This is a genomic window from Chelatococcus sp. GCM10030263, assembly GCF_042666455.1.
GTDB lineage: Bacteria > Pseudomonadota > Alphaproteobacteria > Rhizobiales > Beijerinckiaceae > Chelatococcus.
On record NZ_JBHTDB010000002.1, the window covers coordinates 769719 to 795425 of the forward strand.

General features: G+C 64.1%; 19 protein-coding genes. 15 read left to right on the forward strand and 4 right to left on the reverse strand.

Going from position 1 to position 25707, the window contains the following annotated elements:
- Nucleotides 1-238: 238 nt before the first annotated feature.
- The 6 genes from ybgF to ACFQU1_RS03490 all read left to right on the forward strand — a co-directional run bounded on the left by ybgF (nucleotide 239) and on the right by ACFQU1_RS03490 (nucleotide 8257).
- Nucleotides 239-1171 (forward strand): tol-pal system protein YbgF, encoded by a 933-nt coding sequence (ybgF, locus tag ACFQU1_RS03465; protein ID WP_378129243.1) that lies wholly within the window; start codon nucleotides 239-241, stop codon nucleotides 1169-1171.
- Nucleotides 1172-1217: 46 nt separating this feature from the next.
- Nucleotides 1218-2282, forward strand: coding sequence for a tRNA lysidine(34) synthetase TilS (gene tilS / locus ACFQU1_RS03470; protein ID WP_378129245.1), 1065 nt, complete (start codon nucleotides 1218-1220; stop codon nucleotides 2280-2282).
- A 165-nt stretch (nucleotides 2283-2447) separates the two neighbouring features.
- Entirely contained in the window at nucleotides 2448-4370 is a 1923-nt protein-coding gene (gene ftsH, locus ACFQU1_RS03475) for an ATP-dependent zinc metalloprotease FtsH (RefSeq protein WP_378129247.1), read from the forward strand.
- A gap of 263 nt (nucleotides 4371-4633) precedes the next feature.
- Entirely contained in the window at nucleotides 4634-5983 is a 1350-nt protein-coding gene (gene glmM / locus ACFQU1_RS03480) for a phosphoglucosamine mutase (RefSeq protein ID WP_378129249.1), read from the forward strand.
- A 419-nt stretch (nucleotides 5984-6402) separates the two neighbouring features.
- A complete protein-coding gene (locus tag ACFQU1_RS03485) occupies nucleotides 6403-7230 on the forward strand; it encodes an outer membrane protein (RefSeq protein WP_378129251.1) in 828 nt (275 codons plus the stop codon).
- A gap of 163 nt (nucleotides 7231-7393) precedes the next feature.
- Nucleotides 7394-8257 (forward strand): outer membrane protein, encoded by an 864-nt coding sequence (locus tag ACFQU1_RS03490; RefSeq protein WP_378129253.1) that lies wholly within the window; start codon nucleotides 7394-7396, stop codon nucleotides 8255-8257.
- A 362-nt stretch (nucleotides 8258-8619) separates the two neighbouring features.
- On the opposite strand, the gene ACFQU1_RS03495 is transcribed toward ACFQU1_RS03490, so the two are convergent.
- Nucleotides 8620-12339, reverse strand: a complete 3720-nt coding sequence (locus ACFQU1_RS03495; RefSeq protein WP_378129255.1) for a hypothetical protein — start codon at nucleotides 12337-12339, stop codon at nucleotides 8620-8622.
- A gap of 374 nt (nucleotides 12340-12713) precedes the next feature.
- On the opposite strand from ACFQU1_RS03495, the gene ACFQU1_RS03500 reads away from it, so the two are divergent.
- Nucleotides 12714-13889, forward strand: coding sequence for a phosphoserine transaminase (locus ACFQU1_RS03500; protein ID WP_378129257.1), 1176 nt, complete (start codon nucleotides 12714-12716; stop codon nucleotides 13887-13889).
- A gap of 180 nt (nucleotides 13890-14069) precedes the next feature.
- Nucleotides 14070-15659, forward strand: coding sequence for a phosphoglycerate dehydrogenase (gene serA / locus ACFQU1_RS03505; RefSeq protein WP_378129259.1), 1590 nt, complete (start codon nucleotides 14070-14072; stop codon nucleotides 15657-15659).
- Between the two features lie 20 nt (nucleotides 15660-15679).
- Here the strand turns inward: serA and ACFQU1_RS03510 are convergent, their stop codons facing one another.
- On the reverse strand, nucleotides 15680-16585 hold the full coding sequence (locus ACFQU1_RS03510) for a DMT family transporter (RefSeq protein ID WP_378129261.1): 906 nt from the start codon (nucleotides 16583-16585) through the stop codon (nucleotides 15680-15682).
- A 332-nt stretch (nucleotides 16586-16917) separates the two neighbouring features.
- On the opposite strand from ACFQU1_RS03510, the gene ACFQU1_RS03515 reads away from it, so the two are divergent.
- Together ACFQU1_RS03515 and ACFQU1_RS03520 are read left to right on the forward strand one after the other, a co-directional pair.
- A complete protein-coding gene (locus ACFQU1_RS03515; RefSeq protein WP_378129264.1) occupies nucleotides 16918-18210 on the forward strand; it encodes an adenylosuccinate synthase in 1293 nt (430 codons plus the stop codon).
- Nucleotides 18211-18241: 31 nt separating this feature from the next.
- Nucleotides 18242-19480, forward strand: a complete 1239-nt coding sequence (locus tag ACFQU1_RS03520) for a histidine kinase (protein ID WP_378129266.1) — start codon at nucleotides 18242-18244, stop codon at nucleotides 19478-19480.
- Nucleotides 19481-19579: 99 nt separating this feature from the next.
- Here the strand turns inward: ACFQU1_RS03520 and rpoH are convergent, their stop codons facing one another.
- Together rpoH and ACFQU1_RS03530 are read right to left on the reverse strand one after the other, a co-directional pair.
- On the reverse strand, nucleotides 19580-20482 hold the full coding sequence (gene rpoH, locus ACFQU1_RS03525) for an RNA polymerase sigma factor RpoH (RefSeq protein WP_378129268.1): 903 nt from the start codon (nucleotides 20480-20482) through the stop codon (nucleotides 19580-19582).
- A 164-nt stretch (nucleotides 20483-20646) separates the two neighbouring features.
- Nucleotides 20647-21726: an RluA family pseudouridine synthase gene (locus ACFQU1_RS03530; protein ID WP_378129270.1), complete on the reverse strand. Its 1080-nt coding sequence runs from the start codon at nucleotides 21724-21726 to the stop codon at nucleotides 20647-20649.
- 191 nt (nucleotides 21727-21917) lie between these two features.
- Here ACFQU1_RS03530 and ACFQU1_RS03535 point away from each other — a divergent pair, with 191 nt between their 5' ends.
- The 5 genes from ACFQU1_RS03535 to ACFQU1_RS03555 all read left to right on the forward strand — a co-directional run bounded on the left by ACFQU1_RS03535 (nucleotide 21918) and on the right by ACFQU1_RS03555 (nucleotide 25515).
- A complete protein-coding gene (locus ACFQU1_RS03535) occupies nucleotides 21918-22136 on the forward strand; it encodes a YdcH family protein (protein WP_378129272.1) in 219 nt (72 codons plus the stop codon).
- 154 nt (nucleotides 22137-22290) lie between these two features.
- On the forward strand, nucleotides 22291-22788 hold the full coding sequence (gene purE, locus ACFQU1_RS03540; RefSeq protein WP_378129274.1) for a 5-(carboxyamino)imidazole ribonucleotide mutase: 498 nt from the start codon (nucleotides 22291-22293) through the stop codon (nucleotides 22786-22788).
- Nucleotides 22785-23876, forward strand: coding sequence for a 5-(carboxyamino)imidazole ribonucleotide synthase (locus tag ACFQU1_RS03545; protein ID WP_378129276.1), 1092 nt, complete (start codon nucleotides 22785-22787; stop codon nucleotides 23874-23876). The genes purE and ACFQU1_RS03545 overlap by 4 nt, the downstream gene beginning before the upstream one ends.
- 169 nt (nucleotides 23877-24045) lie before the next feature.
- Nucleotides 24046-24276, forward strand: a complete 231-nt coding sequence (gene rpsU / locus ACFQU1_RS03550) for a 30S ribosomal protein S21 (protein ID WP_378129762.1) — start codon at nucleotides 24046-24048, stop codon at nucleotides 24274-24276.
- Between the two features lie 402 nt (nucleotides 24277-24678).
- Nucleotides 24679-25515, forward strand: coding sequence for a tetratricopeptide repeat protein (locus tag ACFQU1_RS03555; RefSeq protein ID WP_378129278.1), 837 nt, complete (start codon nucleotides 24679-24681; stop codon nucleotides 25513-25515).
- The last annotated feature ends 192 nt before the right edge of the window (nucleotides 25516-25707 follow it).

Here is a 25707-nt window from a genome sequence, read left to right on the forward strand (position 1 = left end):
TGGCCGCATTGCCCGGATTGTGGTAAACAGCGACGAAGGTCGCTCTGGGCGGGTTCTTTCGGCGTGTCCGGCTTCGGCCGGGTACCCCGAGTGCCTGCTGCCATCCTTGGGCATGCCTTGGGCATGATGCCGGAAGCGGTCAGTCGTTTTCGGATCGCAGCATGCTCGAACGAAGAAGACAGAGCGGGATGATGCACGCGACGGCATTCTCCCGCTTTCTCCAAAGGCGGGTCGCTTCATGATTGCAGTTCAGCGTTCGCTCATCGTCATCGCCGGCGTCGTCGCCTTGCATCTCACAGGCAGCGTCGAGGCGAGGGCACAGGACGCCTCGGAATTCTTCCTGCGCCTCAACCGGCTCGAAAATCAGGTTCGCGATCTCTCGGGTCAGGTCGAGCAGCTCAAATTCGAGAACCGTCGTCTCCAGGATCAGGCTCGCAAGTTCCAGGAGGACGTGGACTTCCGCTTCCAGGAGCTGGGTGGTGGGGGCGGCAAGGCAGCGCCTGCGACGCCGCCGCGATCGCGCCCGGCAGCGCCCGAGCGGCGTGGCGATGCCTTCGATCCATCGGCCGACCCGAATGCGCCGGGAGCTCCTCTGCCGCTCGGCCAGCGGCAATCGGATCTCGCCCCGGCGGATCCCGAGGCGACGGGCGGCGTCGCCATTATCGATCAGTCGGCACCGGATGACGAGGCGGGCCGGCCGCTCGACCTGTCCGGTGTCGGGCGCACGCCGCCGGCCACGCGGCCGGCGGCCGGACCGCGCACGGCGAGCATCGCCGCGACGACGACGCTCGATCCCCGCGCGCAGTATCAGAGCGCCGTCGCCCTGCTCCAGCGCAAGCAGTATGAGGACGCGGAAATGGGCTTGCGCCAGTTCCTGCAGTCCAATCCGCGTGATCGGCTGGTGCCGGACGCGACCTATCTGCTCGGCGAAACCTATCTGTCGCGTGGCCGCTACCGTGAGGCCGCCGAACAGTACCTCAAGGTAACGACCGACTACGGCAAGAGCCGCCGCGCGCCCGACGGCATGCTCAAGCTCGCCATTTCGCTCAATGCGCTCGGCGCCCGTTCGCAGGCCTGCGCGACGCTCGGCGAAGTCGACCGGAAGTACCCTCAGGCCAGCGCGACGGTTCGCCAGGGCGTGGCCCGCGAGCAGGCGCGCGCCAAATGCTGAGCGCTTGCTGAAGACCCGGGCTGCAGTTCCAGCGCCCGAGCCGCCGATGAATGCGGCCGGTGGCCAGACGATGCCGATCTTTACGGATGACGAGATTGCGCGGCTTTTCGCGCCGCTTGCGACCGCATCCGGCCTTCTCCTTGCTGTTTCCGGCGGCCCGGATTCGCTCGCCCTTCTGCTTCTCACGCACCGCTGGCGTGCACGGGGCGAGGTGCCGCCTATCGCCGTCGCGAGTGTCGATCACGGCCTGCGGCCCGACGGCGCCGCCGAGGTAGCGGCTGTTGCTGCGCTTTGCGCGCGCCTCGGCTTGCCGCACCGGACCCTTCTCTGGCGCGGGCCGAAGCCGCGGGCCGGGCTCCAGGAGGCGGCCCGCACAGCGCGTTACGGCTTGCTCGCCGAGGCCGCCCGCGATCTTGGTGCGAGCCATATCGTCACGGCCCATCATCGCGACGATCAGGCCGAGACGGTGCTGATGCGGCTGGCGCGCGGCAGCGGCATCGGCGGGCTGGCGGCGATGCGGCCGCTGACGTCTGTCGCGCCGGACCTGATCCTCGCCCGACCGCTGCTCGCCGTTCCCAAGCCGCGGCTCGTCGCGCTCGTCGAGGAGGCGGGGATCAGCGCGGCGGATGATCCGTCCAACCGGGATCCGCGTTTCGCACGGGCGGTCCTGCGCCGTGAAGCCGAGGCGCGGGCCGCGCTCGGCTTGACGGACGAGCGCCTTTCGCTGCTCGCGGCGCGCGCGGCGCGCGCCGACGAGACGCTGGAAACGGTTGCCGGCCTGGCTTTTGCCCGGCTCGCGGATCGGCAGCACGATCAAGGCGAGGCTGGTGACCGGCGGGTCGTGCTCGCGCCCGCCTTCTTCGGGGAGGGGGAGGAGATCCGCTTGCGCGTGCTGCGCCGGGCGATCCTGGAGGTCACCGGTGCGACCGCGCTGGACGCCCACCGGCTGCGCCTGGAACGGCTCGAGGACATGGCCGGAGCCCTTGAGATCGCCCGAGCGGATGGACTGCCCCTTAAACGAAGTCTTGGGGGCGCGCTGCTAACTTTGGATCGAAACGGGCAGGTCGATCTGGTGCGGGAAGGGCCGCGTCGCCGGGGCCGTCCCCGCTGATTCGGCAGGCCAAAACGGGTATTCTGAAACCATAACCGAAGGCCGCTACTAACTTCCTGGGCCGCTTCTCTTGGCAAGGATGAAGCCCGGTCCTAAATTAGCCCTTGGGAGGCCTGCCGAATGACGCAGCCTCACCCCCTGCTGTGACGAGGATGACCTGACCCGATGAACCCCAATTTCCGCAATTTCGCCCTGTGGGTCATCATCTTTTTGTTGGTCCTGGCGCTCGTCACCCTGTTCCAGAACCCAGGTACCCGAGGCAGCGCGAACGACATTCCCTATTCGCAGCTCCTCAATGATGCCGACAGCGGCCGCATCACGAGTGTCGTGATCTCGGGCCAGGACATCACCGGGACCTACACGAACGGCGGGACTTTCCATACATTTGCGCCGAACGACCCGAGCTTGATCAGCAAGCTCAGCCAGAAAGGCGTGCAGATCACGGCCAAGCCGCCGTCGGAGTCGACGCCCTGGTTCATCGCGCTCCTGGTGAACTGGCTGCCGCTGCTCGTCTTCATCGGGGCGTGGATCTTCCTCTCGCGCCAGATGCAGAACGGAGCGGGCAGGGCCATGGGCTTCGGCAAGTCCAAGGCCAAGCTCCTCACCGAAGCGCATGGCCGCGTCACTTTCGAGGACGTGGCCGGCATCGACGAAGCCAAGGAGGATCTGCAGGAAATTGTGGAGTTCCTGCGTGATCCGCAGAAGTTCCAGCGCCTCGGTGGGCGCATCCCCCGTGGTGTGCTGCTCGTCGGGCCCCCCGGCACCGGCAAGACGCTGACGGCGCGCGCCGTCGCCGGCGAGGCGAACGTGCCCTTCTTCACCATTTCGGGTTCGGACTTCGTCGAGATGTTCGTCGGCGTCGGCGCGAGCCGCGTGCGCGACATGTTCGAGCAGGCGAAGAAGAACGCGCCCTGCATCATCTTCATCGACGAGATCGACGCGGTCGGCCGCCATCGCGGCGCGGGCCTCGGCGGCGGTAACGACGAGCGTGAGCAGACCTTGAACCAGCTCCTCGTCGAGATGGACGGCTTCGAGGCGAACGAAGGCGTCATCATCATCGCCGCGACGAACCGTCCCGACGTGCTCGACCCGGCGCTGCTGCGCCCCGGCCGCTTCGACCGGCAGATCGTCGTGCCGAACCCGGACGTCCTGGGCCGCGAGAAGATCCTGCGCGTGCATGTGCGCAAGGTGCCGCTGGCGCCCGACGTCGATCTCAAGGTCATCGCTCGCGGCACGCCCGGCTTCTCCGGCGCCGATCTCATGAACCTCGTCAACGAGGCGGCCCTGCTCGCCGCCCGGCGCGGCAAGCGCATCGTGACCATGTCCGAATTCGAGGACGCCAAGGACAAAGTGATGATGGGCGCCGAGCGCCGCACCCTCGTCATGTCCGAGGAGGAGAAGCGCCTCACCGCCTATCACGAGGCGGGTCACGCGGTCGTGGCGCTCAAAGTGCCGGCGACCGACCCCGTGCACAAGGCGACCATCATCCCACGCGGGCGGGCGCTCGGCATGGTCATGCAGCTGCCCGAGCGCGACAAGCTCTCCATGAGCTTCGAGCAGATGACGTCGCGGCTCGCCATCATGATGGGCGGGCGCGTCGCGGAGGAGATCATCTTCGGCCGGGACAAGGTGACCTCGGGCGCCGCCTCCGACATCCAGCAGGCGACCAAGCTCGCCCGCCTGATGGTGACCCAGTGGGGCTTTTCCGAGCAGCTCGGCACCGTGATGTATGGCGAGAACCAGGACGAGGTGTTCCTCGGCATGTCGGTCGGTCGCCAGCAGAACGTGTCGGAAGCGACCGCTCAGAAGATCGACGCCGAAATTCGCCGGCTGGTGGAAACGGGCTATGAGGAGGCGACACGGCTTCTCACCGATCACCGCGACGAACTCGAGGTCCTGGCCAAGGGCTTGCTCGAATACGAGACGCTGACCGGCGACGAAATTCGCGATCTGCTCAACGGCAAGCCGCCGCTGCGCGATAGCGGCGAGCCGAAGCCGCCGAGCCGCAGTTCGGCGATCCCCACAGCTGGCCGCAATCGTCCGCGCGGGGAGCCCGACACCGGCCTGGAGCCCCAGCCGCAGGTCTGACCCGCTACACGGATCAACGCTCAAGAGAAACGCCCCGCAAGGGGCGTTTTTGCTATGCTCTCCTCGCCAGCACTCGCTTGGCGCGCGTCCCCTGAAAGAAACGCTCATATTTTTTGAACGAAGTCCTGCCAAGAATAGCGATCCGCTCTGCTATAACGCGGATCGCTTCGTGAGTAGCGGAGGATGGTATGGCGCGAAATCGCCGCGGCGCGCGCCCGGAGCAGAACGCCCCGACCAGGCAAGGTCATGTGCAGGAGGCCGAGATGAGGCGCAATTACTTCGGAACGGACGGCATTCGTGGGCGGGCGAATGGCACGATCACGCCCGAGCTTGCGCTCAAGGTCGGCCAGGCGGCGGGGCTTCTGTTTCAGCGCGGCGAGCATCGCCATCGCGTCGTCATCGGCAAGGACACTCGCTTGTCCGGCTATATGATCGAATATGCGATGGTGGCCGGCTTCACCTCCGTCGGCATGGACGTGCTCCTGCTCGGCCCGATGCCGACACCCGCCGTCGCCATGTTGACGCGGTCCATGCGCTGCGATCTCGGCGTGATGATCTCGGCGTCGCACAATCCTTACGAAGACAATGGCATCAAGCTTTTCGGCCCTGACGGCTACAAGCTGTCGGACGAGATGGAGCAGGAGATCGAGTCGCTCATCGGCGCCGATCTCCGCCTCCGGCTGTCGAAGCCGGAGAGCCTCGGCCGGGCCAAGCGCATCGAGAGCGTGCACGCCCGCTATATCGAGTTCGCCAAGCGCACGCTGTCGCGCCAGCTCGATCTCGACGGTATCCGCATCGTCGTCGATTGCGCCCACGGTGCCGCCTACAAGGTGGCCCCCGAAGCGCTCTGGGAACTCGGCGCGGATGTCATCGCGATCGGCGTCGAGCCGGATGGCTTCAACATCAACCGCGAAGTCGGCTCGACGGCACCCAACGCACTGATCGCCAAGGTACGCGAGACCCGCGCCGATATCGGCATCGCCCTCGACGGTGACGCGGACCGCGTCATCATCGTCGACGAGAAGGGACATATCGTCGACGGCGACAGCCTCATGGCGACGATCGCCACGAGCTGGAAGGAAGACGGGCGGCTCGCCCGGCCCGGGATCGTCGCGACGATCATGTCCAACCTCGGGCTCGAGCGCTATCTCGAGGGCATCGGCCTCAGCCTGATCCGCACCGCTGTCGGCGACCGCTATGTGCTCGAGCGCATGCGCCAGGACGGCTATAATCTCGGCGGCGAACAGTCCGGCCATATCATCATGTCGGATCATGCGACGACCGGCGACGGGCTCGTCGCGGCGCTGCAGCTCCTCGCCGTGGTCAAGGGGCGCAACCGCCCCGTCAGCGAGATCTGCCAGTGCTTCGAGCGGCTGCCGCAGATTCTGAAGAACGTCCGCTATCCGAAGGACCGGGTCCCCTCCGAGGAGGCGATTGCGCCTGTGGTCGAAGCGGCCCGCAAACGGCTCGGCGCCGGCGGACGGCTCGTCATCCGTCCCTCGGGCACCGAACCGCTGATTCGCGTGATGGGCGAGGGCGATGACCGCGATCTCGTCGAGCGCGCCGTCGACGATGTGGTCGAGGCGCTGACCCAGGCCGCCGCAGCCGCCTGATTTTACCGACGTACGTCCCCTGGTTCGCCGCAGCAGGCGAGCCCGGGCATAGAGAGCATTGTCGAGCGAAGTGGATCTCGGTTCGCGTTAAGACAACGCGGCGAAGCTTTCGCGATCCAAGGCGCGAAAAGCTCCAGACGCGGGATGAATTCTCATCCCGCTTCAATCTGCATCAAGTTTGATTTTTTCGACCGCGATCTCGGCAGTGCCGAAGGCTTGCCGACCTGTCGACGGATGCGCTTTTGCGCCCCTCTGACCAACTTTGCTGCCGCTAAATAAGGTTCGTTCGATTGTCTTCTGACTTCACGATCAGGGTAAATAATTAAGGTTAAGTCCTGCTTAAGAATTCTATGCGAGCGTCTTCCTGTGCATCGCGGCATCCGCGATTGGGAGTAGCCCCTACAGGAAGGAAACTTAGTATGTGCGGCCTGAAACCTCTCGTTCTGGCGGGCGGCTTGGTGGTCGGCTTTTCGGGCGCCGCCCTGGCTGCCGACCTGCTTCCGCCTCCTCCCCCCCTTGCTCCGCCCGTTCCGATTGAAGTCAGCGGCTGGTATCTGCGCGGCGACATCGGCTTCAGCAACCAGGATGTCGACAAGCTCGACAACGCCCTCTACGGCAACGGCCTTGTCCAGAACCTGAACAAGGGCTTCGACTCCGCGCCCTTCATCGGCGTCGGTGTCGGCTACAAGTTCAACAACTGGATCCGCGCGGATGTGACCGGCGAATATCGCGGCAAGTCCAGCTTCACGGGTCTCGACCGCTATGCTGATTCCTTTCTCCCTACCGGTTGGGGCACGGACAGCTACACGGCCACCAAATCCGAATGGACGACGCTCGCGAATGTCTATTTCGATTTAGGCACGTGGAACGGCGTCACGCCCTTCGTCGGCGCGGGCATTGGCATGTCGCGTAATACGATCTCGGACTTCACCGACACGAATGTCGTGACGGCGGCTCTCGCCTATGGCCGCGAGCATTCGCAGTGGGAGTTCGCCTGGGCGCTCTATGCCGGTCTCGCCTATCAGGTGACGCCGAACTTCACGGTCGAACTGGCCTACCGCTATCTCGATCTCGGCGAAGCCCAATCCGGCGACCTGATCGGCTACAACGGCGGCAACGGCTCCTATAACCCGATGAAGTTCAAGGACCTTACCTCCCAGGACATCAAGATCGGCATGCGCTGGCTTCTCGGGCCGGCGGTCGCCTCCGCGCCGGAGCCCTATCCGCCGCTGGTGCGTAGCTACTGAACCCGCTCGCGGCGCCGGCCTTCCCGCCGGTGCCGCCGCCCGGGCCATTGCAACGATGGCCCTAAGGAATGGTCGATAATCGGTCGAATGGCGTGTGCGCTCTGCCCCGCGGTCTTTGGGCAGGCGCTGCACGGGGCTGCCGGGCAGCTTCGGGGGAGCGACGATGATCCGCAGGATTGTTCTTGGCGCGGGCATGGCGACGGCCGTCTTCGGCGGGGCGCTGGCCGGCTTGGCCGGTACCGCGAGCGCCGCCGACCTCGGCTATGAGGAGTTGCGCGGCGCCATTCTCGACGACGAGCCTGTCGGCCAGCCCGACTGGAGCGGCGTCTATGCCGGCGTCCAGGCCGGCTATGCCAATGCCAATGTGGACTTCGGCAATGCCACGAGCGACCTCGTCGCCCATGTATTGCGCAACACCATCATAGAAAATGAAGCGCAGGTCTCGAATTGGACCACCCTGTCGGACCGGGATGCGCGACGCGGAGCATATGGCGCCTTCATCGGCTATAACAGCCAGTGGGACGATGTCGTTCTCGGCTTCGAGGCCAACTATAATCACAGCGATCTGGAAGCAAAGAGCAGCGATCAGCTCGGGCGCGGCTTTGTCACTTCTGACAACTATACGTATAACGTCGGGATCGATGCCCAGTCCTCAGTGAAAATCACCGATTACATGACGTTCCGCGGGCGCGCGGGCTATGTGCTCGGCAGCTTCCTGCCCTATGCGACGCTCGGTCTTGCCGTTGGCCGCGCCAATGTCCAGCGCTCCGTTGCCGTCTCCGCGGATGCTTTCGACTACAGCGGAGCGGGACGCCCGCCACTCTCGCTCGATCCCAATCCGACGGTTCTCACGGACAATAAGAACAACGATTTCACCTACGGCCTTGCGGCCGGCGTCGGCATGGACGTGCTGGTCGCGCAAAACGTCTTCCTGCGCGGCGAATATGAATATATCCGCTTCACGTCCTTCTCCAAGGCCAAGGCCGATATCAGCACGGTGCGCGGCGCCGTCGGCGTGAAATTCTGAGAGCTTCAGCCTGAACTCCGCCCCCGGCGGGAGGCCGCGCAAAGCGGCAGACTCCCGCTGCTTTGCAGCGTCAGATGAAGGCGGTGTCGTTCTGTAGGGGCGGCGGCTGGATCCCGACGGTTGGCATCGTGAACGCTTCGGCCTCGACCGCAACCGGTTCGGTCGTCATCCAGGAGCCAGCCTGCTGTAAGTCCAACGGCACAGACCGATCGGCCTCACCCGTGAGGTCGGCGGTGCGCTCTAGCGCATCGGCACACCGGTTGGCGTATAGTTCTGCCATGACCCTTGCTGCGCCAGCGGCGCCGGTTCCCTGTGCCGCAGGGGGCGGCTGCGTGCGGGCGGCCTCCCCCTGCTCAGGGGGGTTACAGCCAGGACGAGTTGTTTTGCGCCGACGGCAGCTGAATCCCGATAGTGAACATCGTGAGTTCCTCCTCTGCCTCCACTCCGGCCTCCTGCGCCTCGACCGGAGCGCCGTGCGACACCTCCCCTGTGGGCTCGAAAGGCGCTGTCCTTGACGGCCGCTCGGCGGAGCCAGCCTCTACATTCTGGTTGCCCGCGAGTAACCCGCGGAGATCGATGGTCTCGCCCGCCCCAGCAAAGCCATTGAACAGAACTACCAATACGGCATCGGGTGCTTCCAATTGCGATCCTCGCGCCGCGTCCGAAACTTGCGGGATGTCTGGCAGCGGGTCAGCTGTGCTTTCAGCCTCGGCATGGACCGCCGGCTCCTCGCAAGACACAGACCGCCGATTCCGCGGGGGCGGTGTCAGGCTTGGCGCTGGTAGGCCGTATCTGCCGAACTCTTCGGGCGGTATCCCCGGTATGACGGCGACCAATTCGGGGAGCTGATCCCCCGTCACCCACGCGACGGAGGCCTCCCGGCCAGGCATACCGTAAAGAGCGTTCCAGCTTTGCGCTTCGCTGTAGGCATCCTCAGTGAATTTAACGTATCTTCCATCGAAATAGTAGACGCCAGGATAACCGGAAACCGGATCTCCGTGCTGCTGTATATGAGCTTGGGAATAGTCCCAGGCATCTTCGCGAACATTGTTCGAGGGATAGGGTGGTGCCGGTGTACCTTCCGGGGGCGGTACATAATGTCCTTCCGGCGGAATATGAGGTTCGGGAACGCTCTCCCCTTCGATATCTGTCTCGAACGGTCCGCCGAAGCCGTGCTCCTCGTCGGAAAATGCCTCTCTCCACATCCCTCTGTCCACACCTGGGATAAACAGTCCGATCTCGCCGCTGTTGTCCCAACGCACGACCTCTGCCGTGTTAAGGACTTCGGGCGACAGGTCGCCCAAGCGATTCTCGTAGACATCGCGCCACCTCGTTTGGGCGATTCGGGCCTCTTGCAGATTGGGATAGAAGGCAACGTAGCCAGTATCATACCCATAAACATTGGGGTAATGCGGCACAGGATCGCCTATCTCGCGAATTTCGCGAGGGGAAACGGACCATTTGCTGACGTCGGCAGAGGTGCTCATGTCAGGGAGTCGTCCTCTCACCGGCGGTGGGATATAATATCCGCGATCGGGGAAATCCACCTTGGGTCGATAGTGCCGGACTTCATAAAGAAATTCGTTCGAATCGAGACCGTTAACGCCGGGAGTGTAGACCGCAACTTCGTCGCTGCCTCTCCATCGCAGGATTGCCGCCCTATCGTTTTGCCCGTCCCATCTTGCTTTGTAGGCTTTTGCTTCCTCGAGATTATTCAGGAATGTCACATAGCCTTGTCGATAACCGAAGACGTTCGGGTAGCCCGGAACGGGATCGCCAAGTACCCGAATGCCGTTCGGGGAAACGAACTCCGGGAGCTCTTCGGGGATAGGTTTGGGAACGTTACCGGCTTTCCAGTTCTGATACGCCGGGAAAAAGTGATCTCGTTTTTGCTGCTCTACTAGTCTATCCAAAATACCGCTGGCGGACGCCGGAGCTTCCCGGAAGATGCCCCATCTATCGCCCCTTTCCCAAATGACGATATCGCCAAGGCCCTGGGGCTTCGAAGTTCCCATCAGGAAGTCCCAAGCGGAAGCGATTTCTTCGGCCGCGCTCCGGTCGGCCACATTTGTTAGTTCTACGAACACGCGACCGTCGCGCCAAAGTAATTCGCCGCGTCCGCCTTCTTTAAGACTAATAGCCTCACTCTTATCAGGACTCCAGCTGATCTCCTCGACTCTATACCGGGCTGGGTGGGGATCCCATTCGATAATTACCTCGCCTATGCCCGCCGAAGTCTCAATCCGGTGCGCGACCACAAAGACGCGCCCCTCCTCCACTCTCACCCACACTTCATCTTCACGATAGCCTCCCTCTTCAATGATCCTCGCCCTGGTGATCGCGGCGTTCTGCAGACGGTCATCTAAGGTCCACCCTCCAACTTCCTCTTCAATCTGCTGAGGAGTTAAATCGCCGAAGGGGCCCGGCGCGCCTCCTTTCAACCTAGGCGGGGGCTTCAGCTCGCCGGAGATCTCGTCATAAACGAGCATGGGCCCGCGCTCTCCGTCGGTCTTCTTCCAGTACCTGTCCGTGGTGCCGTACACCTTTTCGAAGGTCTCCAGCTCGCCGGTCCGACTGTTTAGGACTTTCAGTTCCTGCCCGGCATTGGACTTTCCTAAAACCTGCCAAATGCCGCCGCCGCTCTCGATATCCAGCTGAATTATACTGGTCGACATATTTCCCGTTTCTAGCCGAGCGGCTGAGGCTGCCATACGCGTAACGAGCGGCGCGGCCGCTTCCATAGCTGCAGCCCTTACTCCGGCTGCGCGAGGACCTTTACCTAAGCTGGCAAATTCCAGTACCATGCTTGTTGTGCCTAACCCGAGTTTTTTCAGGTCGTTGCACGAATACCCTTCATACATCATCTTGCCTGAGCCGTAGAAGGGAGCCGAAGCAGGGTTGTTGATAATCCCCTTTATCATGCCGAAGCCGGACTGGAGCATTCCCTGCGCGCTCGCTTGCGCGATTTCCAACAGGCTCGGGCCCGGCTGCTTCGAACAGAAGGCGGGCATTTCCGCATGTTCAGTCTTAAGTACATGTGAGGCGTTATCTAACCAGTCCTCGAACACGGATTTAGCCTTGTGCTCGCCGGCGGCGTTCTCGACGCGCATACCGATCGACCGCGCAAGGTGCAGCGCTGCCTGCTCTTTGGGGTCCATTCCTTGCGGATGCTCTTGCCACCGGTTGCACGCAAGTTTGAATTCCTTTAGCAGCTGCGCGCGGTCGCCTAATCCGTTGGGAATGTCCTGGCCGTGAGAGGCCGCACGTTGAAGAAGCGCGGAGGCCATGGCCCACTCGGGACTGCCGATCGGATGGTGGTGATCGAGATTGTGTTTTCGGAACCAGGAAATCAGGAACTCTTCGACGTCCGGTTTAGCCTGCTTCAGCGTCTGTTCGCCCGGTTTCGCCAGAACGCGATTGACGTGAGGCGTCTCGGCGAGTTCCTTATAGGTCATGCCGACGGCGTTGAGGATCGTGCCATGCGCGTAGCGCGGTGCGGTGTCGGCTTCGTCCTCGCGAAGCGGCGGATCGAAAAGCTCTTCATCTTTCCATTGCGCAACGAGGGCATCGAGGAACTTCTTTCTCAAGTTCGCAAGATAATGCTCCGATTGTGGATGGTCGGAGATCTCCTCCGGCTTCACCTTGTTGAACAGCAGCGCGGCTTGGGCGATGTGCTTCTTGTCCCGCCCAGGTGTGCTGTCCAATGGGTCGTTCCAGAGATGTTCGCTTTTGGCGGCGACCATCCCAAGCCTTTTCGGATCCTGGTGAAAATGGCCGGGGTCGTGGTCGGCCAAGGCTTGCAATGCCCCGAACGGTGAATAGTTGAGGCTGCCCCAGTCGGTAACCCAGCTGAGCGCCTTCTTCACGCTTAGCGCCGTCTCGAAAGAAGGTGCCGTTTGCCGTGCCGGGTCATCCCCCGGTACGGATGACGGCTTCGCGATCGGCCCCTGGGCATCCTCTTGTGCTTCGAAATTATTGGCGCGGCTGGGGTCGGGATGTGTCTCTGCTCGTGCTTGCGAGCCCAGCATGCTCTGCTGGTCGTCTTTTGGAGTGGTAGGGTCCTGGGGTTTCGTCGTCGTCATCATGTATCTCCCGTAAAGCCGGCAGATACGCATAGAAAAATTTGCATATCATCTTTAATATTGTGTTGGTCTGTGCATCAAACCGCGTCATACGAGAATATGCGCTAATCATCATATGTATAATATCAGATATATATATGATATAATTTAAATAAAGACAAAAATAAGAGATTTATATACATACGAATCCCTGAGGGGGTGTCGACCTGTTGCGCCTCTCGTAAGCAACCTCTGCTTGCGATCAGTGGGACGTCATCCGCAGCCACAAAACCGCAGGATGCAAAATTCCCTTGCCTCCCGTCCGGGTTTCGACTACCTCCATCCGCGGGACACCTTCCCCCAACGGAAGGCGCCCATCTGTAAGGATGGACCAAATGACAGAGACGATGCCCGCCGCGCGCCCCGCGCGGCCTTACTTTTCGTCCGGCCCCTGCGCCAAGCGCCCCGGCTGGAGCCTCGCCGCCCTCGATGACGCGGCGCTCGGCCGCTCCCATCGCGCCAAGATCGGCAAAGCCAAGCTCAAGCAGGCGATCGATCTCACCCGCGAGATCCTCGACGTCCCCGCTGACTATCGCATCGGCATCGTGCCGGCGTCCGACACCGGCGCCGTCGAGATGGCGCTCTGGTCGCTGCTCGGCGCCCGCCCGGTCGATCTGATCGCCTGGGAATCCTTCGGCGAAGGCTGGGTGACGGATGTCGTCAAGCAGCTCAAGCTCGCCGACGCGCGGGTCATCAAGGCGGGCTACGGCGAATTGCCGGATCTCGCGCAGGTCGACACCAAGACCCGCGACGTCGTCTTCACCTGGAACGGCACCACCTCGGGCGTGCGTGTCGCCGATGCCGACTGGATCGCTGCCGACCGCGAGGGCCTCGCGATCTGCGATGCGACCTCGGCAGCCTTCGCCCAGAAGCTCGATTGGGCCAAGCTCGACGTGGTCACCTTCTCCTGGCAGAAGGTGCTCGGCGGCGAAGCGGCGCACGGCATGCTCATCCTTTCGCCGCGTGCCGTTCAGCGTCTCGAGAGCTACACACCCGCCTGGCCGCTGCCAAAAATCTTCCGGATGACCAAGGGCGGCAAGATCGTCGAGGGCATTTTTCAGGGCGAGACCATCAACACGCCCTCCATGCTGGCCGTCGAGGACTATATCGACGCGCTCCTTTGGGCGAAGCAGATCGGCGGGCTTGATGGGCTCGTCGCCAAGGCTGACGCCAATGCCCAGGTGATCTTCGACTGGGTCGAGAAGACTCCGTGGGTGGAGAACCTCGCCAAGGTGCCGGCGACGCGCTCCAACACCTCCGTCTGCCTGTCCATCGTCGACGCGGACATCGTCGCCAAGGGTGCGGAGGCCGTCGTCGCCGTCGCCAAGGGGCTCGCCTCCGCGCTCGACAAGGAAGGCGTCGCCTTCGACATCGGCGCCTATCGCGACGCGCCTCCCGGCCTCAGGATCTGGTGCGGCGCGACCGTCGAGGCCGACGACCTGAAGGCCTTGACCGCGTGGCTCGACTGGGCCTTCGCCCAGGAAAAGGCCAAGCTCGCCAAGGCCGCCTGACACGCTTTTACCCTCTCCTTGAGGGGAGGGTCGACGCCGTTAGGGCGACGGGACTCAGCTCGCCGCTCGCCGCCGAATAATCACAGCAATTCGCCGCTCACCCCACCCCGGACGGCTGACGCCGTCCGGCCCTCCCCATCAAGGGGAGGGTGGAGGTGGCGCCCTCGCGAGGACGATTCCATGCCCGCTCCAAAGGTTCTCATTTCCGATGCGCTCTCTCCCGCCGCCGTCCAGATCTTCAAGGACCGTGGCATCGAGGTCGATTTCCAGCCCGATCTCGGCAAGGACAAGGACCGGCTCGCCGAAGTCATCGGCAATTATGACGGCCTTGCCATCCGCTCGGCCACCAAGGTCACGCCGAAGATCCTGGAAAACGCCAAGAATCTGAAAGTCGTCGGCCGCGCCGGCATCGGTGTCGACAATGTCGATATTCCGGCCGCGACCGCCAAGGGCATCATCGTGATGAACACGCCCTTCGGCAACTCCATCACCACCGCCGAACATGCCATCGCCATGATGTTCGCGCTTGCCCGCGAGATCCCGGCGGCGGATGCTTCCACCCAGGCCGGCAAGTGGGAGAAGAACCGCTTCATGGGCGTGGAGATCACGGCCAAGACGCTCGGCATCATCGGCTGCGGCAATATCGGCTCCATCGTCGCCGAGCGTGCGCTCGGGCTCAAGATGAAGGTCATCGCCTATGACCCCTTCCTGTCGCCGGAGCGGGCACTCGATCTCGGCGTCGAGAAGGTCGAGCTCGACGATCTGCTCGCCCGCGCCGACTTCATCACGCTGCATACGCCGCTGACGGAAAAGACGCGCAACGTCCTTTCGGCTGAGGCGCTGGCCAAGACCAAGAAGGGCGTGCGCATCGTCAACTGCGCCCGCGGCGGCCTGGTCGACGAGGCGGCCCTGAAAGCCGCGCTCGATTCCGGCCATGTGGCGGGTGCTGCCTTCGACGTCTTCTCGGCCGAGCCGGCGACCGACAATGTGCTCTTCGGTCACCCTCACGTGGTGTGCACGCCGCATCTCGGCGCCTCCACCAGCGAGGCGCAGGAGAATGTGGCGTTGCAGGTCGCCGAGCAGATGTCGGATTACCTCCTGCGCGGCGCGATCTCGAATGCCGTGAATTTCCCGTCGATCACCGCCGAGGAAGCGCCGAAGCTGAAGCCCTTCATCGCGCTCGCCGAAAACCTCGGCTCCTTCGCCGGGCAGCTCACCGAGACCGGCATCAAGAGCGTGCGGCTGACCTATGAGGGGACGGTCGCCAGCCTCAAGATCAAGGCGCTGACGTCATCGGCCGTCGCCGGGCTGCTCAGGCCGATGCTCTCCGACATCAACGTGGTCTCGGCGCCGGTCGTCGCCAAGGAGCGCGGCATCGTCATCGAGGAGACGACGCGCGAGGCGCAGAGCGATTACGAGGCCCTGATCACCTTGACGGTGGTCACCGAGACGCAAGAGCGTTCGGTGGTGGGCACCGTCTTCGCCGATGGCAAGCCGCGCATCGTTGCCATCAAGGGCATCAAGGTCGACGCGGAATTCGCGCCATCGATGGTCTATGTGACCAATGAGGACAAGCCGGGCTTCATCGGCCGCTTTGCAAGCGTGCTCGGCGACGCCGGCATCAATATCGCGACCTTCGCCCTCGGCCGCGATCAGCCCGGCGGATCGGCCATCGCTCTCGTCGAGGTCGATGGCCCGGTGCCGCCGGCGGTGCTCAACGCCACCCAGACGATTCCGGGCGTGAAGCAGGCCAAGGCGTTGAAGTTCTGAAGCGATCTCGGCGCGACTCGTCAGCGGCGTTCGGCAATCAGAATGCCGCTGACGACGAGCACGACGGCGAGCGCCTGATAAAGCCCGAAGGCTTCGCCGACCATGAGCACCGAGAGAATGATGCCGAAGACGGGCACCAGATTGGTGAAGACCCCCGCCCGGTTCGGCCCGACGAGCTGCACGGAGCGGATGAAGAAGAGCTGGGCGAGCAACGACGGGAAGATGGCGATGAACGTGAGCACCGCCCAGCCCGTCGGCGTCGGCCAGAAGCTCTGCCCGAGCGCGATCTCGGCCGCCAGAAGCGGCAGCGACGAAACGAAGGCGGCAAGCGAAAGGCCGGTGAAATAGACGAGGTCCGGCACCTTGGGCTTATTGCGCAGGTGAAGGATGTAGCCTGCATAGATGACGCAGGCGATCAGCATGAAGAGATCGCCGCGGTTGAGCGAAAGGTGGAGCAGCTGTTCCACCTCGCCATGCGAGGCCGTGACGAGCACGCCCACCACGGTCAGGAGCAGTCCCGCGACAATGGCCGGCGTGATGCGCACGCCGAAGACGAAGAGCGCGCCGATCAGAACGAGGACCGGCATGGCGCTCTGAAAAATGGTCATGTTCACAGCGGTCGTATGATAGGCCGCGAGGTAGAACAAAGAGTTGAAGCCGGTGAAGGCGAGCGTCCCCATGATGAGGACGATCCGCCAATGGGGCGCCAGAGCGCGCATCTCACCGGCGATCGCCTGTCGGCGGAAGGCGACGAGAAACAGGCTGACGATCCCCCAGCGCAGGCAGACGATGGCCATCGGTGACACCTCGCCGATGGCATATTTGCTGGCGATGATATTGCCCGCCCACATCAGCATGGTGATCGGCAGGAGCAGATAGGGCTGGTCGTTGATCCAATGCCAGCCGCGTTCGACGATGGCCTTCACGAGTGCCGCCCGATCAAACGTCGCACGGTCCGGCACGCGAGGGCGCCAATGGATGTCGCGATCATGTGATGGGTGCTCCCCGCCCGGAAATCGGCGCGACGATAAAGATAGCCGCTTTCCGGGGTAAGTCGCCGGGGTGCAAAGCAGACATGCGTAGCGACGGCAAGCGCGCAATGGCTGCACCGGCCCGCGGGAGATCGGACGGGTTGACCTTTCAGGCTCAATCGCCGATGAGAGGTTGCAAGGAACCCGGCCTTGCGCCGAGGCGTGCCCCGGCCCTTGCGCCGGGGCTTATCATGTGAGGGGCCGGCGCCGTGCCGGCTTATCGGACAATGGCGAATGTCGTCGTAGTAGGCGCCCAGTGGGGCGACGAGGGCAAAGGCAAGATCGTCGACTGGCTGTCGGAGCAGGCGGACGTCGTCGTGCGCTTTCAGGGCGGTCACAATGCCGGCCATACGCTCGTCGTCGAGGGCACCACCTATAAGCTCTCTCTTCTGCCGTCCGGTGTCGTGCGGCGGGGCAAGCTCGGCGTCATCGGCAATGGCGTCGTGCTCGATCCGCAGGCGCTGGTCGACGAGATCACGCGTCTGAACGAGCAGGGACTGTCGATTACGCCGGACAACCTGCGCATCGCCGACAATGCCTCGCTCATTTTGGGGCTGCATCGCGAACTCGACGCTCTGCGTGAGAATTCCAACAGCGGCACCAAGATCGGCACCACGCGCCGCGGCATCGGCCCCGCCTACGAGGACAAGGTCGGGCGCCGGGCCATCCGGCTGATGGACCTCGCCGATCTCGATACGCTCCAGGACAAGATCGAGCGGCTTCTGGTGCATCATAATGCGCTGCGCCGGGGCTTCAGCCTCAGCGAGATCAGCGCGTCCGAAATCTATGCCGAGCTTGCCGCGGTCGCGCCCAAGGTGCTGCCCTATATGGGCGTCGTCTGGAGGCTGCTGGACGAGGAACGCCGGGCCGGCAAGCGCATCCTGTTCGAGGGGGCTCAGGGCGCCCTGCTCGACGTGGACCACGGCACTTACCCCTTCGTGACATCGTCCCATACGGTCGCCGGCCAGGCTGCGGCGGGTTCCGGCCTCGGGCCGGGCGCCATCGGCTATGTGCTCGGCATCGCCAAGGCCTACACGACCCGCGTCGGCGAGGGGCCGTTCCCCACCGAGCAGGACAATGCCATCGGCGAGACGCTCGGGCAGCGCGGCCGCGAATTCGGCACCGTCACCGGGCGTAAGCGCCGCTGCGGCTGGTTCGACGCGGTTCTGGTGCGCCAGACTGTCAAGACCTCCGGCATCAACGGCATCGCCTTGACGAAGCTCGACATCCTCGACGGCTTCGAGAGCATCAACGTATGCGTTGGCTACCGGCTCGATGGCCAGGAGCTCGACTATCTGCCGGCGGGCCAAGGCCAGCAGGCGCGTGTGGAGCCGATCTACGAGACGATTCCCGGCTGGGGCGGCACGACGGCGGGTGCGCGCTCCTGGGCGGATCTGCCGGCGCAGGCCATCAAATATGTTCGCCGTATCGAGGAATTGATCGGAGCACCGGTCGCGCTTCTGTCCACGAGCCCGGAGCGCGACGATACGATCCTGGTCCATAACCCATTCGAAGGTTGACGGGGCCGGCGATTCGGGACATTCGACCTGAATGGCGGATTACTACACCCTGCTGCAGCGGGCGATAGCCGGCCTGCCGGAAAGCACGCCCGAGAGCCGTGAAGCGATTTATGAACGAGCCCGTGCGGTGCTCGTTCAACAGTTGCGAAATGTTCAACCGCCGCTCGCCGATGCCGAGATCGATCGCGAATATGCCGCGCTCGACGCGGTGATCGCTCGGATCGAAGCGGAAATCCAGCCGCTGCAGGAGCCGGACTGGACGCAGGGCGAGGATCTGCGCGATTTCGAGCTGCCGCCCGACGACACGCAGGCGGCCGATCACGCCATCGCGGAGCCACGCTCCCAGGAAGCCCGGGACGCCGACTATCAGGCAAACGGTTCTCCTTCTCGCGAGCGTCCGCGGCTCACGCCGGCACGGCCCAAAACCGACCTGCGCGTCCGGCTCAGACGCTGGCTGGTGGCCGGCGTTCTCGCCGTCGCGATCGCAGCCATCGCGGGCGTTGCCTACATGCTCCGCGACCAGGCGCCGGACCTGTCGCAACAGACCGGCCAGGCGCCGCCGCAGGAGCAGGGCGACGGCAAGATCGCCGAGCGGCTCGGCGGTCCCGGTGAGGCCGCGTCCGAGGCGGCCCCCGCGGCTCCCGCTCCAGCGGCACCGACACAGCCGGCACCCGGAGAGGCCGCTCCTCCGGCTGGCAGCCCGCCTGCTCCCGGAGCGCCGGCCGTTGCCGTCGCACAGCGGGCGGTCCTCTACGAGGAGAGCCCCGAGAACCCGCAGGTGCCGACCACCCATGCCGGACGGACCGTGTGGCGAATCGACAGCCTCAATCCCGGACAGGGCGAGCAGCTCGAGACGGTCGTGCACGCCGACATCGATATTCCCAGTGCCGGTTTCGCGGTCACCATGGTGATCCGCCGCAATACGGACGCGACGCTGCCGGCCTCGCATACGGTGGAGCTCAGGTTCCGCAACACGTCGGGCGATGCGAACCGCGACGTGCGCGATGTCGGTGTCATGCAGCTGAAGTCCGAAGAGGGCGGCCGCGGCACGCCGCTCGCCGGCTTGCCCGTGCCTGTCACGGAAAACTTCTTTCTTATCGGCCTCTCCAATCTGAGCGCCGACGTGGATCGCAATACCGACCTCCTGAAGACGCGCGGCTGGATCGACCTGCCGCTGCGTTTCGCCAACGGACGGCGGGCAGTGCTGACCTTCGAGAAGGGCGTGGCCGGCGATCAGGCGATCAACGAGGCCTTCCGCCTCTGGCAGTAAGCCTTCCGCCTCAGGCAACAAAAAAGCGAAGGCCGCTTCCGACGGATCGGAAACGGCCTCCGCTGCTGTTCCAGGCTGACGTTAAGGGGATCTCGCCGATTACGCGGCGGGCAAAGCCGCCGCCGGCCCCGTCGTCTCGATTTTGGCAAGGCCCTTCTTCACGGCCTCCTGGATCTTCTCGAAGGCCCGCACCTCGATTTGGCGCACGCGCTCGCGTGAGACGCCGAATTCGGTGGAGAGCTCCTCCAGTGTGATCGGCTCGTCCCGCAAGCGCCGCGCCTCGAAAATGCGCCGTTCACGGTCGTTGAGCACGCTGAGTGCATCGCGAAGGGCGGTGAGGCGATTCTGCCCCTCTTCTTCCTCCACGAGCAGGCTTTCCTGGTCCTTGCTGTCATCGACCAGCCAGTCCTGCCATTCGCCTTCGCCTTCCTGGCGTAGCGGCGCGTTGAGCGACGCATCGCCGCCGAGACGGCGGTTCATGTCCACGACGTCCTGTTCGGAAACGCCGAGGCGCGTGGCGATGCTCTTCACCTGCTCCGGGCGGAGGTCACCCTCCTCATAGGCCGAGATATGGCCCTTGGCCTTGCGCAGGTTGAAGAACAGCTTCTTCTGGTTGGCCGTGGTGCCCATCTTCACGAGCGACCAGGAGCGCAGGATGTACTCTTGAATCGCCGCCTTGATCCACCACATCGCATAGGTCGCGAGACGGAAGCCCTTGTCGGGCTCGAAGCGCTTCACCGCTTGCATAAGGCCGACATTGCCTTCCGACACGACTTCGGAAATCGGCAGGCCGTAGCCGCGATAGCCCATCGCGATCTTGGCTACGAGCCGCAAATGCGAGGTGACAAGTTTGTGGGCCGCTTCTCGGTCGCCATGCTCACGCCAGCGCTTGGCTAGCATAAATTCTTCGTCCGGCTTCAGCATGGGAAACCGGCGGATTTCGTCGAGATAGCGCGACAGGCCGCCTTCATTGAGCAGCGCGGGGAGAACTGTCGAAGCCATGGATCTTACCTCCTTCCGACCCCCCTGTCAGGCAGGTCGTCGTCAGCCGCCAATCTGGCCGGCTAGGGAATTGTAGCATACTTGCCGCTATTTCGATCAGCGGCGAAGGCATGCCTTTTGCGTCGGTTTATAGTGTGCGGCGCAGGGGCTGAAACGACCGTGCGCTACCGCACATCTCTCCGGGCGCCAAACGCTTCAGCGCGGGGCAAAGCCGTGATGAGCCGCGCGAGCTCGGTAGGCGGCGCGCTCTCGAATCGCATGAAAGCCCCCGTATAGGGATGCGCGAAGCCGAGCGTGCTCGCGTGCAGGGCCTGCCGGCCCAGTGCGTTCAAAGCTTCCCGCGCATTCGCTTCGAGAAGCTGTTCCTTCGTCTTGAAACCCCGCCCATAGAGCTGGTCGCCCAAGAGAGGATGGCCGATATGGGCCAAGTGCACCCGGATCTGATGTGTGCGTCCGGTTTCAAGGCGACAACGGACGAAGCTTCCGATCGGTTCCGCCTTCTTGACCTCGATCTTCTCGCCCCCGAAGACGCCGTCGACCTCGTAATGGGTGATGGCGGTCCGGCCGCGGCCGTCGCGCGTCACCGTCATCTTCTCACGGTTGTGAGCGGCCCGTTCGATCGGCAGATCGATCGTGCCCTTCTTCGCCGGCATGGCCCCCCACACGACGGCGGTATAGATTCGCTCCAGCGGGCCGGTGCGGCCGTGGTCGGCGAACTGCGCCGACAGTGCCAGATGCGCCCGATCGGTCTTGGCCACCACCATGATCCCGGAGGTGTCCTTGTCGAGCCGGTGCACGATGCCGGGCCGGCGCACCCCACCGATGCCGGAGAGGCTTTCGCCGCAATGCGCGATCAGCGCATTCACCAGCGTGCCCGCCGCATGGCCTGCAGCCGGATGAACGACGAGCCCGGCGGGCTTCTCGATGACGATCAGCGCATCGTCTTCGTAGAGCACGATGAGCGGAATGTCCTCGGCCTCCGGCACTGCGGGTTCCGCCGGCGGCACTTCGAGCGTTACCACCGATCCGGCCGCAACCTTACGCTTCGGGTCGCTGATCACCTCGCCGTTGATCGTCACCTGGCCGGCGCGCACGAGCTGCTGCAGGCGCGACCGCGATAGATCGTCGAGTTCGGCCGCGAGGAAGCGGTCGAGCCGCTCCCCGGCCCGATGCTCGGCGACCGTCAGGATGCGAGTGGCAACCGCCTCGGTGGCCACGGCTCGAGGATCATCGATTGAAGTCATTATTGCCGGTGTGGTGGATCGAAAAGGTGACCGCCTGGGCTTGATTGCCCTGCGACATTGATGACGCCTATACCGCACAGCCTGCCGTTTCCGGCCGCTTGCGGGGGTTCGCACCACGCGGCATATATAGGGTCGCTACATGAGAATCGCAAGGTTTGTTCGGGGCGGCGCACGTGAGGGCGGCGAGGGTGATGGCGGTCGATCTGAACGATGAGGAACGATCGACGCTGGCAGCCGAGCTCCACCGGCTGAGGCAGGAGCACCGGGATCTCGACGCGGCGATCGCCGCCCTGGAACTCGTCGGCCAGGCCGAGCAGTTGCAGATCCAACGGTTGAAGAAGCGCAAGCTCGTCCTCAAGGATCGCATCTCCTTCATTGAGGACCAGTTGACGCCCGATATCATCGCCTGATCAGCAGAAGGCTCGGCCCTCCTGGATCATCGGCTCCGGAGGGGCTTGCGCCGGCGGGCGGCAGGCGTTAAGCGGCGCGATCCGACGAGGAGCTGAGCGCCATGGACAGCGCCGTGAACAAGGATTTTGCAGGCGGCATCGGGGAGACGAGGCGATGAGCGCCGTCGCACGCCCGGTTGCGGTCATCATGGGCAGCCAGTCCGACTGGGCGACGATGCGCCATGCGGCCGAGACGCTCGAAGCTCTCGGCATCGGCTTCGACGCCAGGATCGTCTCCGCCCATCGTACGCCGGACCGGCTCTATGGATTCGCCAAGGGTGCGGCCGCGGCCGGCTACAAGGTCATCATAGCGGGTGCCGGCGGTGCGGCCCATCTGCCGGGCATGACGGCGGCGCTCACGGCCCTGCCGGTTTTCGGCGTGCCGGTGGAATCGAAGGCCCTGTCGGGCCAAGATAGCCTCCTCTCCATCGTGCAGATGCCGGCCGGCATTCCCGTCGGCACGCTCGCCATCGGCCGTGCTGGTGCGGTCAATGCCGCGCTCCTTGCCGCGGCCGTTCTCGCGCTTTCCGACGAGGATCTCGCCGCGCGGCTGGCCGAATGGCGGGAAAAGCAGACCGCGGCCGTTGCCGAAGAACCCGAGACCGCGGCATGACGCAACGCCTTTCTCCCGGTGCGACGGTCGGCATTCTCGGCGGCGGCCAGCTCGGCCGCATGATGGCGATCGCGGCGGCTGCCTATGGACTGAAGACGCATATCTATGCGCCGGATCCCGAAAGCCCCGCCTTCGAGGTCGCCGGACGGCACACCCTTGCCGCCTATGACGACGAGGCGGCGCTCGTGGCGTTTGCAGCCGCCGTCGATGTCGTCACCTATGAATTCGAGAATGTGCCGGCCGACACGGTGCATCTCTTGAGCCGCCATGTGCCGCTGTTCCCGGACGACAAGGCGCTCGCCATCACCCAGGACCGCCTGACTGAAAAGACTTTCGTCGCAGGTCTGGGCATTCCGACGGCGCCCTTCAACGATGTCGCTGAGGTGGCGGATCTCGAGGCCGCACTTGCGGCCTTCGGTCGGCCGGCGATCCTGAAGACGCGCCGCTTCGGCTATGACGGCAAGGGGCAGGTGAAGATCGGTCCGGGGGACGATGCCGCGGCAGCTCTCGCCGCCATCGGCCATGTGCCGGCGATCCTGGAGGGCTTCGTGCCCTTCACACGCGAGATCTCCGTGGTCGCCGCGCGTGACCGGGAGGGCAATTTCGCGGCCTATGACGTCTGCGAAAACGAGCATCGCAACCATATTCTCGACGTGACCCGGGTGCCGAGCGCCATCCCCGCGAAGCTTGCGGACGAGGCGATCGCCGCCACCCGGCGGATCGCCGAGGCGCTCGGGTATGTCGGCGTCATCGCGGTCGAGATGTTCGTGCTCGAAGGCGATGCGGATGCCCCGGACGGGCGCATTATCGTCAACGAGATCGCGCCGCGCGTTCACAACTCCGGCCATTGGACCATCGAGGGAGCCGTCACCTCGCAATTTGCGCAGCATATCAGGGCGGTCTGTGGCTGGCCGCTCGGCTCCACCCGGCGGACCGGGCGCGTGGAGATGCGCAATCTGATCGGCGAAGACGTGGACCGGTGGCAGGAGATCGCCGGCGACCCCGAGCTCCATCTCCACCTTTATGGCAAGGGCAGCGCCCGCCCGGGGCGCAAGATGGGGCATGTGACGCGCGTCGTACCGGAGTGAAGCGCAATCGGCGCCGTCGTGAGCGGCATGCGACAAGATAACGCCGAAGCGGCTGTGGCTGGTGGACAAGGTGGGGGATATCTGCTATCCGTACCACCCTATAGCTGCGGCGCACTTCGGGCGCCGCTTTGGCTTTGAACCCCCCCTTTGGAAACGGGAAGAGACAGGCGTGCAGGTCCTCGTTCGCGACAATAATGTCGATCAAGCGCTGCGTGCGCTGAAAAAGAAGATGCAGCGTGAGGGCATCTTTCGTGAGATGAAGCTTCGCGGGCATTACGAGAAGCCGTCTGAAAAGAAGACCCGAGAAAAGGCCGAGGCCAAGCGCCGGCATCGCAAGTTGATGCGCAAGCGGCTGCAGCGGGAAGGGCTTCTGCCCTCCAAGCCGAAGCCGACGCGCTGACAGGCCGACGCGACGGTTATGGCGCGGCGCCACTCGCTGCGCCCCGCGTGTTCCGGATTGGGGGGCTTCACCGGACGTGTCTTCGTTCGGACCGCCCTGCAGGAAGTGAGATGATTGTCGGCGCCCAGGTCCCCCGGGGCGCCGTTTGTGTTCTTGCCGCAATGATAGCCGAGAACAGGTCGGACGACGGGTTTGGTTCGGTTAACACTTTGGCCTTATTGACCGATCGGAACGATTCAGAAACCCGGTTCCGCAAGAATCGCCAGGCCGGCCGGTTATCATGTGGAACGTGAGGCGTATGGAGGATCTGCGGTGAGGAAGACAGGCACGGCGCATATCATGGCAAACCGCGATGGAGAGACCTGGATGGGACGTTCCTCGGCGGTTGGAATGAGCGCCAGCATGGCCGCCCGTCTGCTGCTCGCGACAGGGCTCGCCCTCGGCGCCACGGCTTGCGAGACGGTTGCTCCCAACGGCCCGAATGTCGCGGAACTCGTCAAAGAGAATTCCACCGTCACCACGACGAACATCACTTCGCTGACCGACGTCATCAAGGCCAATCCGAGCGACCCGCAGGCCTACAACACGCGCGGCGTTGCCTATGCGCGCACCGGCCACTACAGCGAAGCGATCGCCGACTTCAACCAGGCCGTCAAATTCGATCCGAATTACGCGCCGGCCTATACGAATCGGGCGCTCGCCTATCGCCAGACCGGCCGCGACGATGCTGCCTCGGCGGATTTCAACCGCGCCATCGCCGCCGACCCCAACTACACCGCCGCCTATATCGGCCGGGCCAATCTCCTGCGCGTGCAGGGGCATTTCGATCAGGCGCTGGCCGACTTGAGCAAGGCCATTCAGCTCAATCCGGAATCGGCCGAGGCCTACCATGCCCGCGCGCTGGTTTATCAGCGGCAGGGGCAGAACCAGCTCGCGATCAAGGATTTCGATTCGGCTCTCGACCGGGACCCGTTCGTCGCCGCGCCTTATACGGGACGCGGCCAGAGCCTGGTCGCGGTGGGCGCCTATGACAAGGCGATCGAGGATTTCAACGCCTCCCTGAACGTCGACAACCGCAATGGTGATGCCTGGGCCGGCCGTGGCCTCGCCTATGAGCGCAAGGGCGATAAGCAGCAGGCGATCGAATCCTACCAGCGCGCGATCTCGGTCGATCCCAACAACGCAACCGCGAAGCAGGGCCTGAGCCGGCTTCAGGGTGGGGGCGGGCTCTTCGGCTGAAGGCTGAAAGCTGGCCGCTCGACTGCTGCAGCCGCTCCCTCGAGAGTTGGGAAGACCGCGGCTTGGCCGCGTTCGGCGTCGAGACGCGGATCGAGAGCGTCCGAGATCCGCTGGGAAGGCGTGTGATTCCGCTGGCTGGCGAACAGGCGCTCAGCCAATCGACCTTTCAAGCGCCACAGGACATAAGCAACC

Excerpts from the sequence above, each read along its gene's own strand:
- serA (WP_378129259.1), top strand. The coding sequence starts at position 14,070 with ATGCCCGCTCCAAAGGTTCTCATTTCCGATGCGCTCTCTCCCGCCGCC.
- purE (WP_378129274.1), top strand. The coding sequence starts at position 22,291 with ATGAGCGCCGTCGCACGCCCGGTTGCGGTCATCATGGGCAGCCAGTCC.
- ACFQU1_RS03515 (WP_378129264.1), top strand. The coding sequence starts at position 16,918 with ATGGCGAATGTCGTCGTAGTAGGCGCCCAGTGGGGCGACGAGGGCAAA.
- ACFQU1_RS03555 (WP_378129278.1), top strand. The coding sequence starts at position 24,679 with ATGGCCGCCCGTCTGCTGCTCGCGACAGGGCTCGCCCTCGGCGCCACG.
- ACFQU1_RS03545 (WP_378129276.1), top strand. The coding sequence starts at position 22,785 with ATGACGCAACGCCTTTCTCCCGGTGCGACGGTCGGCATTCTCGGCGGC.
- ACFQU1_RS03485 (WP_378129251.1), top strand. The coding sequence starts at position 6,403 with ATGTGCGGCCTGAAACCTCTCGTTCTGGCGGGCGGCTTGGTGGTCGGC.
- ACFQU1_RS03500 (WP_378129257.1), top strand. The coding sequence starts at position 12,714 with ATGACAGAGACGATGCCCGCCGCGCGCCCCGCGCGGCCTTACTTTTCG.
- ACFQU1_RS03495 (WP_378129255.1), bottom strand. The coding sequence starts at position 12,339 with ATGACGACGACGAAACCCCAGGACCCTACCACTCCAAAAGACGACCAG.
- ACFQU1_RS03535 (WP_378129272.1), top strand. The coding sequence starts at position 21,918 with ATGGCGGTCGATCTGAACGATGAGGAACGATCGACGCTGGCAGCCGAG.
- ybgF (WP_378129243.1), top strand. The coding sequence starts at position 239 with ATGATTGCAGTTCAGCGTTCGCTCATCGTCATCGCCGGCGTCGTCGCC.
- ACFQU1_RS03520 (WP_378129266.1), top strand. The coding sequence starts at position 18,242 with ATGGCGGATTACTACACCCTGCTGCAGCGGGCGATAGCCGGCCTGCCG.
- rpoH (WP_378129268.1), bottom strand. The coding sequence starts at position 20,482 with ATGGCTTCGACAGTTCTCCCCGCGCTGCTCAATGAAGGCGGCCTGTCG.
- ACFQU1_RS03530 (WP_378129270.1), bottom strand. The coding sequence starts at position 21,726 with ATGACTTCAATCGATGATCCTCGAGCCGTGGCCACCGAGGCGGTTGCC.
- glmM (WP_378129249.1), top strand. The coding sequence starts at position 4,634 with ATGAGGCGCAATTACTTCGGAACGGACGGCATTCGTGGGCGGGCGAAT.
- ACFQU1_RS03490 (WP_378129253.1), top strand. The coding sequence starts at position 7,394 with ATGATCCGCAGGATTGTTCTTGGCGCGGGCATGGCGACGGCCGTCTTC.
- ftsH (WP_378129247.1), top strand. The coding sequence starts at position 2,448 with ATGAACCCCAATTTCCGCAATTTCGCCCTGTGGGTCATCATCTTTTTG.
- tilS (WP_378129245.1), top strand. The coding sequence starts at position 1,218 with ATGAATGCGGCCGGTGGCCAGACGATGCCGATCTTTACGGATGACGAG.